This is a genomic window from Pseudomonas sp. CM25 (assembly GCF_013179705.1).
Lineage (GTDB): Bacteria > Pseudomonadota > Gammaproteobacteria > Pseudomonadales > Pseudomonadaceae > Aquipseudomonas.
In genome coordinates this window covers 1-10,390 of record NZ_JABMCW010000199.1, presented here as the reverse complement: position 1 = coordinate 10,390, position 10,390 = coordinate 1, and the positions used below count along the sequence as shown (strand labels likewise).

The window sequence follows — 10,390 nt, the reverse complement described above, 5'->3', positions numbered from 1 at the left end:
TCATCAACGCTGCGGACCTCGGCTACACCGGCGCCGAGCTGCAGGACGCCATCAACGGCGACCCGCAGGCCCTGTTGCGTTTCGAGACGATCCGCGCCCATGGCGCCGTACGCATGGGGCTGATCGACAACGTCGACCAGGCTGCCGGGCGTCAGCACACGCCAAAAGTCGCATTCGTGGCGCCGCCGAGCGCCTACACTGCGTCCAGTGGCAAGGCGGTGCAGGCGGGGGATATCGACCTGCTGGTTCGGGCCTTGTCGATGGGCAAGCTGCACCATGCAATGATGGGGACGGCTGCGGTGGCCATTGGCACCGCAGCGGCCATTCCGGGCACGCTGGTCAACCTCGCCGCTGGCGGGGGCGAGCGCAGCGCCGTGCGTTTCGGCCACCCCTCGGGCACCCTGCGAGTGGGGGCTGAGGCGCGCCAGGTGAATGGCCAGTGGACAGTGACCAAGGCAATCATGAGCCGCAGTGCTCGCGTGCTGATGGAGGGCTGGGTTCGCGTGCCTGGCGATAGCTTCTAACGCACCACTGGCGCTCGGCTTCAAGCGGGGCCGCTGTGCGGCCCATCGCCGGCAAGCCAGCTCCCACAGGTACTGCACAAGTCTCCAGAGCTGTGCGATCCCCGTAGGAGCTGGCTTGCCGGCGATGGGCTGCACGGCAGCCCCAGCACTTTTGAAGGGAGCTGGATATGAGCGCCAACGCAGACCTCAACGACCGCCCGGACTACGACCGGGTACTGCAAACCCTGGCGGACTACGCCCTCAGCTACCGGGTCGAATCCCCCGAGGCGCTGGACACCGCGCGCAACTGCCTGATGGACACCCTCGGTTGCGGCCTGCTGGCCCTGCGGTTTCCCGAATGCACCAAACTGCTTGGCCCCCTGGTCGAAGGCACCGTGGTGCCCAATGGTGCCCGCGTCCCCGGAACCGCCTACCGTCTCGACCCGGTCAAGGCCGCCTGGGACATCGGCTGCACGGTGCGCTGGCTGGACTACAACGACACCTGGCTGGCCGCCGAATGGGCGCACCCCTCGGATAACCTCGGCGGCATCCTGGCGGTTGCCGACCACCTGTCGCAGAAGCGGGTGGCTGCCGGTGAGGCGCCGTTGCTGATGGGCGATGTGCTCGAAGCCATGGTCATGGCTCACGAGATCCAGGGTGTGCTGGCGCTGGAAAACGCCTTCAACCGCGTCGGCCTCGATCATGTGATTCTGGTCAAGGTGGCTTCCACCGCCGTGTGCGCCAGGCTGATGGGGGCCAGCCGCGAGCAGATGCTCTCGGCCTTGTCCCACGCCTTTGTCGATGGCCAGGCGCTGCGCACCTACCGCCACGCGCCCAACGCCGGTTCGCGCAAGTCCTGGGCCGCTGGCGATGCGTCCAGCCGTGGCGTACGCCTGGCCGACATCGCCCTGCGCGGCGAGATGGGCGTGCCCAGTGTGCTGACGGCGCCACAGTGGGGCTTCTACGACGTGCTGTTCAGCCATACCAACAAGGACCTGGCGCTCAAACCGGCGGGCCAGCAGGAGCTGCGCGTGCCACAGGCACTGGGCAGCTATGTGATGGAGAACGTGCTGTTCAAGGTCAGTTTCCCTGCCGAGTTCCACGCGCAGACTGCCTGCGAGGCGGCGGTAGCCCTGCACCCGTTGGTGCGCAATCGCCTGCATGAAATAGACCGCATCGTCATCACTACCCAGGAGTCGGCCATTCGCATCATTTCCAAGAGCGGGCCGCTGGCCAATGCCGCCGACCGCGACCATTGCCTGCAATACATGGTGGCTGTGCCGCTGATTTTCGGGCATCTGGTGGCCGAGCATTATGAAGACGCCTTCCATGCCAACCACCCGAGCATCGATCGGCTTCGCGAGAAGATGGAGGTAGTGGAGGACCCGCGCTTCAGCCGCGAGTACCTGGAGCCAGCCAAGCGTTCGATCGCCAATGCGCTGCAGGTGTTCTTCAAGGACGGCAGCAGTACCGATCAGGTGGTGGTGGAATACCCGATCGGCCACCGGCGGCGGCGGGAAGAGGGGATACCGTTGCTGGAGGCCAAGTTCAGGGCCAACCTGGCGACGCGCTTTGCGCGGCAGCGGTGCCAGCAGATTTTCGAGCTGTGCAAGGACCAGCAAGGGCTGGAGCAGATGGCGGTGCACAGGTTTGTGGAGTTGTTTGTGATTTGAGGTTGTCTGTGCCGGCCTCTTCGCGGGCTTGCCCGCGAAGAGGCCAGCACAGGAGACACAAAAAAGCCCCGGCATTTCTGCCGGGGCTTTTGCTTGTAGCTTGTAGCTTGTAGCTTACAACTTGCTGCTCAGCTTACGCCTGAACCACCGGGATCTTGGCGTTGGCTGCCGCTTCGCGGAACTCGGCGATCTGGTCGAAGCTCAGGTAGCGGTAAACGTCGGCAGCCATGCTGTCGATGTCTTTCGCATACTGCATGTACTCTTCGACAGTCGGCAGCTTGCCGATGATCGAAGCGACAGCAGCCAGCTCGGCCGATGCCAGGTACACGTTGGTGGCGTCGCCCAGACGGTTCGGGAAGTTACGGGTCGAAGTGGAAACCACGGTCGAACCGGTCTGCACACGTGCCTGGTTACCCATGCACAGCGAGCAGCCTGGCATTTCCATGCGCGCACCGGCCTTGCCGTAGATGCCGTAGTAGCCTTCTTCGGTCAGCTGGTGAGCATCCATCTTGGTTGGCGGAGCCAGCCACAGACGGGTCGGGATGCCGCCCTTGACCTTCTCCAGCAGCTTGCCGGCAGCGCGGAAGTGGCCGATGTTGGTCATGCACGAACCGATGAACACTTCGTCGATCTTCTCGCCCTGTACCGAAGACAGCAGGCGGGCATCGTCCGGGTCGTTCGGCGCGCAGAGCACAGGCTCCTTGACGTCGGCCAGATCGATTTCGATGATTTCGGCGTATTCGGCATCGGCGTCGGCCGACAGCAGCTCAGGGTTGGCCAGCCAGGCTTCCATGGCCTGGGCGCGACGCTCCAGGGTGCGGGCATCGCCGTAGCCTTCGCCGATCATCCAGCGCAGCAGGGTGATGTTGGAGGTCAGGTACTCGGCAATAGCCTTTTCCGGCAGCTTGATGGTGCAACCGGCAGCGGAGCGCTCGGCCGAGGCGTCGGACAGTTCGAACGCTTGCTCGACAGTCAGTTCGTCCAGGCCTTCGATTTCCAGGATGCGTCCGGAGAAGGCGTTTTTCTTGCCCTTCTTCTCGACGGTCAGCAGGCCGTTCTGGATGGCGTAGTAAGGGATGGCATGCACCAGGTCACGCAGGGTGATGCCTGGCTGCAGTTTGCCCTTGAAGCGCACCAGGATCGACTCTGGCATGTCCAGCGGCATGACGCCGGTGGCAGCGGCGAAGGCTACCAGGCCGGAACCGGCCGGGAACGAGATGCCGATCGGGAAGCGAGTGTGCGAGTCGCCACCGGTACCTACGGTGTCAGGCATCAGCATGCGGTTCAGCCAGCTGTGGATGATGCCGTCGCCTGGGCGCAGCGACACGCCGCCACGGGTGCGGATGAAGTCTGGCAGGGTGTGGTGAGTGGTGACGTCGATCGGCTTCGGATAGGCCGCAGTGTGGCAGAACGACTGCATTACCAGGTCGGCGGAGAAGCCCAGGCACGCCAGGTCTTTCAGCTCGTCGCGGGTCATCGGGCCAGTGGTGTCCTGGGAGCCGACGGTGGTCATCTTCGGCTCGCAGTAGGCACCTGGGCGCACGCCTTGGCCTTCTGGCAAGCCGCAAGCACGGCCGACCATTTTTTGCGCCAGGGTGAAGCCCTTGTCGGACGCGGCAGGCTGCTCAGGTTTCTTGAACAGGTCGACTGGGCCCAGGCCAAGCTCGGCGCGGGCCTTGTCGGTCAGGCCGCGGCCTACGATCAGTGGGATACGACCGCCAGCACGGACTTCGTCGAGCAGTACAGGCGTCTTCAGTTCGAAGGTGGTAACCAGCTCGTCGCTTTCGTGACGGCGCACTTCACCTTTGTACGGGTAGACGTCGATGACGTCGCCCATGCTCAGGTTGGTGCAGTCGAATTCGATCGGCAGGGCGCCGGCGTCTTCCATGGTGTTGTAGAAGATCGGAGCGATCTTGGTGCCGAAGCAGAAACCACCGGCGCGCTTGTTCGGCACGTACGGGATGTCGTCGCCGAAGAACCACAGCACCGAGTTGGTGGCGGATTTACGCGACGAACCGGTACCAACCACGTCGCCGACGTAGGCAACCGGGAAGCCTTTGGCGCGGACTGCTTCGATCTGCTTCAGCGGGCCGACCGAACCAGGTTGCTCAGGTTCGATGCCGTCACGGGCCATTTTCAGCATGGCCAGGGCGTGCAGCGGGATGTCAGGGCGCGACCAGGCATCCGGGGCAGGGGACAGGTCGTCGGTGTTGGTTTCGCCAGGCACCTTGAACACGGTCAGGGTGTACTTGTCGGCGATGGCCGGGCGGGTGGTGAACCACTCGCCGGCAGCCCAGGAGTCGAGCACGGCCTTGGCGTGGGCGTTGCCCGCCTTGGCTTTTTCGGCCACGTCGTGGAAGGCATCGAACATCAGCAGGGTGTGCTTGAGCTGCTCGGCCGCGACGGCGCCCAGTTCGGCGTCATCCAGCAGTGCGACCAGCGTTTCGATGTTGTAGCCGCCTTGCATGGTGCCCAGCAGCTCGGTGGCGTGCTTGCGGTCGATCAGTGGCGACTGGGTTTCGCCCTTGGCGACGGCGGAGAGGAATGCGGCCTTGACGTAGGCAGCTTCGTCGACCCCTGGCGGTACGCGGTTGGTGATCAGGTCTACGAGGAAGGCTTCTTCGCCGGCCGGCGGGTTTTTCAGCAGCTCGACCAGGCCTGCAGTTTGTTCGGCGTTCAGCGGCTGGGGCACGATACCCAGGGCGGCACGCTCTTCGATGTGTTTGCGGTAGGCTTCAAGCACAGTTATTTCCCTCATCAGTGGTCCCTAAAGGGGGTCCGGGACGCTTATCCAGCATTCGATGCACCCATGCGCTGCCACGGCTTTGTGGGCCGCCCAGCCAGGGTCGCAAAGAATCCTTACAGAAGCTGCTTTCAAAGTTTTACGCCTGCAGAACGGGGAGCTGATGAGGGCTGGCGCGGGCATGCGAGGGGTGCATGGCCCGGGCCAACGCCGTTCTACCGGATTAACTGTGCTCGTGACGCTTTGAAAACAGCTTCCAACGGACATTGTTGCCTTCGAAAAGGCCGGATGATTCTACGGTAAAAAACGCCCGAAGGTAAGGCGGCAAAGATGACTTTAAGCAGTGACCCTGGTTAGACAAAGGGCTAACATGGGGGCGTGTCCCACCGCCAAGCTGTTGTTTTTCATGTCCAACAAGTCCATCAAGACCCCTTGTGTCGGCCTGTGCTCCACGGTTTACGGAGACACGGTGTGCCGTGGCTGCAAGCGTTTTCACCACGAAGTGATCAACTGGAACGGCTATGACGACGCGCAGAAGCGCGCGGTGTGGCTGCGCCTTGAGCAACTGCTGGTGCAGGTGATGATGGCCAAACTGGAAGTGTTCGACAAAGGCCTGCTGCGCCAGCAACTCGAGCAGCGTTCCATCCGCTTTGTCGAGCAGCAGTCGGAATATTGCTGGGCTTACCAGCTGATTGCCCGCGGTGCGCGGATGATCCGAGAGCTGGAGGCGTATGGCATGGTGTTGCTGCCGGAATTCCGTGACTGGGAGCTGCCGCAGTTGCGTGACGCCATCGACCGGGAATTCTTCCTGCTGTCCGAAGCGCATTACCAGCGGTACATCGCTCCGGCTTTCCTCAAAAGCGCGTTCGAGTAGGCCCTTTCCCTCTGTTTACCCGTTAGCCGGCTGGCTAGCTTGGCGCCCTCGTGAACGAATGAGGAGCGCTTCCGTGGGCAACTACAACTTCAAGCCCGACCTGTGCTTCAACGCGCGGTGCTGGTGGCAGCTGGGAGGTGTTCGGGTTGAAGGGGAGTGGGGCGCTGCTGTCGACCACCTGGCGCCGCTGTGGGTGCGCTTCGAGAGTGGCGATGGCGAGGATGGCTGGTTAAGGGCGGAGCCGGAGGGCGCGCTCGAGCCTTCCTCCAGCCTGCGGGTGAAGAGGCCTGGCATTCTCTGCGACGTCCTGTGGTTTGGCGTTTACCAGATATACGGGCAATTCACGTACGAAATCAGACCCGCCTATTTCGGCAAGACGGTTTACCTCTGGCCGCGACTTGAATATGCGATGACCAAGGATTTCGGCTATCTGGGCATGTCGGGCAGCCCGCAGCCAGCCGGTACTCACAACGCCCCGCAGTGGGGGGTGGAGGGCCTCGACCCGCGGCAGCTGGAGGTGGGTGAACGGCTGAGCAATCTGCAGCTGATCGATCCGTCGGGCCGGACTGTCAGGCGTTACCGACAGTTCGGCCGCCCCTATCTGGCTACGCACCAAGGCGTGCGGGGGGCGCTAAGCCTGGAAGTGATGACCGTGCCTGTCCCGCCGCACCCCAGGCCTTTGGGCTAGCCGGCAGCGACGTCAGTCGCCGGTGTATTCGCAACCGCTGGTGCAGGTCTCGTGGATGCGCACCTTGGACAGCTCTGGCATCAGCGGCTTGACCTGTTCCCAGATCCACTTGGCGATCACTTCGCTGGTGGGGTTTTCCAGGCCCGGGATGTCGTTCAGGTAGTTGTGGTCCAGTTGCTCGTAGATCGGCTTGAAGATTGCCTTGACCTCGGCGAAGTCGCGGATCCAGCCGGTGTGCGGGTCCAGCGGGCCGGTCAGGTGCAGGCCGACCTTGAACGAGTGGCCGTGCAGGCGGCCGCACTTGTGCCCGGCAGGGACGTGGGGCAGGCGGTGTGCGGATTCGAAAGTAAATTCCTTGAAGATTTCCACGCGGGTTTGCTCTGTATGAATCAATAGTGTGTGCAGTCTAACAGTTCGCCTTGGCATCTTCAGCGCCTATCAGATCGACCGCCGCCCCTCATGCCTCAAGCCAGGCCCATCGCCAAGCCCCCATCGCCACGCGGCTGCGCTATCATCCCGCCAGCTGTTTTCAGGTTGAATTAAGGACCGCTGGTTAATCTTAACCCCGTAGACAACTTGCACAGTTCTCAGGAGAGAATGCCGATGAAAACCTTGACTGCCCTGTTCACCGCCGCTGCCCTTGCCCTGGGCGCCAATGCCGCATTCGCCAAGGACGTACAGCCCGACGAAGTGGTCAAACTGGTCAACGCCAAGACCATCAAGTCGCTGGACGAACTCAAGGCCGCCGCCGTGGCCAAGCACCCTGGCGCTACTGTCACCGACTCGGAGCTTGAAGACGAGTACGGCCGCTACATCTACAAGGTCGAACTGCGCGACACCCAGAACCTGGAGTGGGACGTGGCGCTGGACGCCAAGACCGGTGAAGTCCTGAAGGACGAGCGGGACAACTGATGATCCACCTACCACGCCCGGCGCGCTACCTGGCGCTGGCGCTGCTGGCCGTATGCTCCCTTGCTGCGGCCCGCGACCTTGACCAGGACGAAGCGCTGAAGCTGCGTCAGAAGGGCATCATCCTGCCGCTCGAACAACTGCTGCAAACCGCCCTGGCACGTCACCCCGGGGCGCGTTTGCTGGAGGCCGAGCTGGAAGAAGACGACGACCGCTACGAATACGAAGTAGAGGTGCTCACGGCTGAAGGTGTGGTGCGCGAGATCAAGCTCGATGCCAGCACCGGCGCCCTGCTCAAAGACGAGGAAGACGACTGAATGCGCCTGTTGCTTGTCGAGGACAATGTGCCGCTGGCTGATGAACTGACTGCCGGCCTGCAGCGCCAGGGCTATGCCGTGGACTGGCTGGCCGATGGCCGTGATGCGGTGTATCAAGGCCAGAGCGAACCGTACGACCTGATCATCCTGGACCTTGGCCTGCCGGGCCTGCCCGGCCTGGAAGTGTTGGCCCAGTGGCGCGCCGCCGGCCTGGCCACGCCGGTGCTGATCCTCACTGCCCGCGGCTCGTGGGCCGAGCGTATCGAAGGGCTGAAGGCCGGTGCCGACGATTACCTGAGTAAACCCTTTCACCCCGAGGAGCTGCAGCTGCGCATCCAGGCACTGTTGCGCCGGGCCCGCGGCCTGGCCAACCAGCCGACGCTGGAAGCCGCTGGCCTGCACCTGGATGAAAGTCGCCAGTGCGTCAGCCGCGAGGGCGTGGATATTCAGCTGACCGCCGCCGAATTTCGCCTGCTGCGCTACTTCATGCTGCATCCGCAGCAGATCCTGTCCAAGAGCCACCTGGCCGAACACCTGTACGACGGCGAAACCGAGCGCGACTCCAATGTGCTGGAAGTGCACGTCAACCACTTGCGGCGCAAGCTTGGCCGCAGTGTCATCGAAACCCGCCGTGGGCAAGGTTACATCTACGCGGGGAGTACCGGGTGAAGTCGATCCAGGCGCGCCTCAGCCTTGGCCTGGTGGCGGTGCTGGTGGTGGTCGGCGTGGTGCTGGCGCAACTGACCTTGTGGTTGTTCGAGGCCGGACTGCAGCGCTACCTGGAAAACGGCCTGCGCAAGGAAAGCGAGAACCTGCTGGTGGCCCTGGTACGTGGCCCGTCCGGGCTGCAGCTGGACGAGCGGCGTATTTCGGCGGCCTACCAGCGGCCTTTTTCCGGCTACTACTTCCGTATCGATTTCGATAACGGCACCTGGCGCTCGCGCTCGCTATGGGACCTGGACATGTCCAAGCCCTCTGCGCCGGGCCTTTCCGACAGCCATGAGCTGGGCCCGGAAGGGCAGCAGTTGCTGGCGTTGCGAGCGGACTATCGACGCTTGGGCCAGGATATCTCGATCACTGTGGCGCAAGACTATTCACCGGTGCGCGAAGGCTTTCGGCGCCTGCAGCAGATCGGCCTGGGCATGGGCCTGGTGGCGCTGATCCTGGTGCTGGTGCTGCAGCGCATTACCGTGACCCGCTCGCTACGGCCATTGGAGCGGGCGCGCCAGCAGATCGCCCAGTTGCAGCAGGGCCAGCGCTCGCAGCTGGATGCCGAGGTGCCCAGCGAGCTGGCGCCGCTGGTGGGGCAGATCAACCACCTGCTGAGCCATACCGAGGACAGCCTGCGGCGTTCGCGCAATGCCCTGGGCAACCTTGGCCATGCGCTGAAGACGCCGCTGGCGGTGTTGCTCAGCCTGGCCTCCAGCGAGCGCCTGAAAGACTTGCCCGAGGTGCGCGCGCAGATGCGTGGGCAACTGGAGCAGATCCAGCAGCGCCTGGCGCGTGAACTTAACCGGGCGCGCCTGGCGGGTGACGCGCTGCCCGGCGCGCAGTTCGATTGTGACGCCGAATTGCCCGGGCTGCTGGGGACGTTGGGCATGATTCATGGCGAAGGCCTGCTGCTGGCCAGGGATGTACCGGCCGGCTTGCTGCTGCCGTGGGACCGCGAGGACGTCCTGGAGCTGATGGGCAACTTGCTGGACAACGCCTGCAAGTGGGCTGACAGCGAAGTGCGCCTGGGCATCACGGCGGATGCCGACGGTTATCGACTGTGGGTCGATGACGATGGGCCGGGTATCCCGGAGGGCCAGCGACAGCAGGTGCTGGAGCGGGGTTCGCGGCTGGATGAGCAGGTTGACGGGCACGGCCTGGGGCTGGGCATCGTGCGCGATATCGTGGAGGCCTGGGGCGGGCAGTTGGCGCTTCTGCAAAGCCCGCTGGGCGGGTTGCGGATATGTATCGAATTGCCGCGCAAGGCTCGCTAGCGCCACTGCAATAATATTGCAGTACAGGCGCATTTTTTTGAATTAGCCCAAACCCGCACCACCCGGCAAAATCCCCCTCATGAAACCCTGCGGTTTCCATCTCTCCACGGACGGAGCCCCCTTGAAGATATTGCGCTCGCAATACAAGGCCCAGGCCAGCGCGGCTGGGCTTTCTTTTTTAACCAGCATAACCACAGATCCCGATTACCTACATGTCTGCCTCGCGTTCCGAAAGTCGTCTGCAGCGGCTGTTGCCCGCGCCCCTGAATATCCCCCCAAAAGAATGGTTGCGTGCCGGTATTGGCGGGCTGCTCGGTCTGTTCCTCGCGGGCTGGCTGACCAGCATGGCCTATGGGCCGAGCATCGCCTTGCACCTGCTGGGCCCGTTGGCGGCGTCGGCTGTGCTGGTGTTCGCGGTGCATTCCGGGCCGTTGGCGCAACCCTGGCCGGTGCTCGGCAGCTACGCCCTGGCTGGCGCGGTCGGCCTGGCCATGCGCCAGGGTTTCGGCGCCGAGCTATGGGTGGCCGCTGCTGCCTTGGGCATCTCGCTGCTGGTGATGTGCCTGCTGCGTTGCCTGCACCCGCCCGGTGGCGGGGTGGCGGTGAGTGCGGTGCTTGCCGACCCGGGCCTGACCGCGATGGGCGATCACCTGCTCGAGCCTGTGCTGCTCAATGCGCTGATCCTGGTGGTGGTGGCG

General features: G+C 63.7%; 11 protein-coding genes. 9 read left to right on the top strand and 2 right to left on the bottom strand.

All coding sequences use genetic code 11. The features are described 5' to 3' along the window. Both HP546_RS19295 and prpD read left to right on the top strand, forming a co-directional pair. On the top strand, positions 1 to 524 hold a 524-nt coding region (locus tag HP546_RS19295), incomplete at its 5' end, for a PrpF domain-containing protein (protein WP_306125265.1). A 167-nt stretch (positions 525 to 691) separates the two neighbouring features. Next, positions 692 to 2,176: a 2-methylcitrate dehydratase gene (prpD, locus tag HP546_RS19290; RefSeq protein WP_172228404.1), complete on the top strand. Its 1,485-nt coding sequence runs from the start codon at positions 692 to 694 to the stop codon at positions 2,174 to 2,176. A 133-nt stretch (positions 2,177 to 2,309) separates the two neighbouring features. Here prpD and acnB read toward each other — a convergent pair whose 3' ends face one another. Next, entirely contained in the window at positions 2,310 to 4,919 is a 2,610-nt protein-coding gene (gene acnB, locus HP546_RS19285) for a bifunctional aconitate hydratase 2/2-methylisocitrate dehydratase (RefSeq protein WP_172228406.1), read from the bottom strand. A 406-nt stretch (positions 4,920 to 5,325) separates the two neighbouring features. On the opposite strand from acnB, the gene HP546_RS19280 reads away from it, so the two are divergent. Both HP546_RS19280 and HP546_RS19275 read left to right on the top strand, forming a co-directional pair. Next, positions 5,326 to 5,793: a DUF1289 domain-containing protein gene (locus HP546_RS19280; RefSeq protein ID WP_172228402.1), complete on the top strand. Its 468-nt coding sequence runs from the start codon at positions 5,326 to 5,328 to the stop codon at positions 5,791 to 5,793. Between the two features lie 73 nt (positions 5,794 to 5,866). Next, positions 5,867 to 6,481, top strand: coding sequence for a hypothetical protein (locus HP546_RS19275; protein ID WP_172228400.1), 615 nt, complete (start codon positions 5,867 to 5,869; stop codon positions 6,479 to 6,481). A gap of 12 nt (positions 6,482 to 6,493) precedes the next feature. Here HP546_RS19275 and queD read toward each other — a convergent pair whose 3' ends face one another. Beyond that, the gene (gene queD / locus HP546_RS19270) at positions 6,494 to 6,850 is read right to left on the bottom strand and encodes a 6-carboxytetrahydropterin synthase QueD (RefSeq protein WP_016392794.1); all 357 of its coding nucleotides are present in this window, start codon (positions 6,848 to 6,850) and stop codon (positions 6,494 to 6,496) included. Positions 6,851 to 7,084: 234 nt separating this feature from the next. Here queD and HP546_RS19265 point away from each other — a divergent pair, with 234 nt between their 5' ends. The 5 genes from HP546_RS19265 to HP546_RS19245 form a co-directional block, all read left to right on the top strand. Further along, complete coding sequence (locus HP546_RS19265) at positions 7,085 to 7,393, top strand: PepSY domain-containing protein (RefSeq protein WP_172228398.1); 309 nt, start codon at positions 7,085 to 7,087, stop codon at positions 7,391 to 7,393. Then, on the top strand, positions 7,393 to 7,707 hold the full coding sequence (locus HP546_RS19260; RefSeq protein ID WP_172228396.1) for a PepSY domain-containing protein: 315 nt from the start codon (positions 7,393 to 7,395) through the stop codon (positions 7,705 to 7,707). The genes HP546_RS19265 and HP546_RS19260 overlap by 1 nt, the downstream gene beginning before the upstream one ends. After that, positions 7,708 to 8,376: a response regulator transcription factor gene (locus tag HP546_RS19255; RefSeq protein WP_172228394.1), complete on the top strand. Its 669-nt coding sequence runs from the start codon at positions 7,708 to 7,710 to the stop codon at positions 8,374 to 8,376. After that, entirely contained in the window at positions 8,373 to 9,692 is a 1,320-nt protein-coding gene (locus HP546_RS19250; RefSeq protein ID WP_172228392.1) for an ATP-binding protein, read from the top strand. The genes HP546_RS19255 and HP546_RS19250 overlap by 4 nt, the downstream gene beginning before the upstream one ends. 212 nt (positions 9,693 to 9,904) lie before the next feature. Next, on the top strand, positions 9,905 to 10,390 hold a 486-nt coding region (locus HP546_RS19245), incomplete at its 3' end, for an HPP family protein (protein ID WP_172228390.1).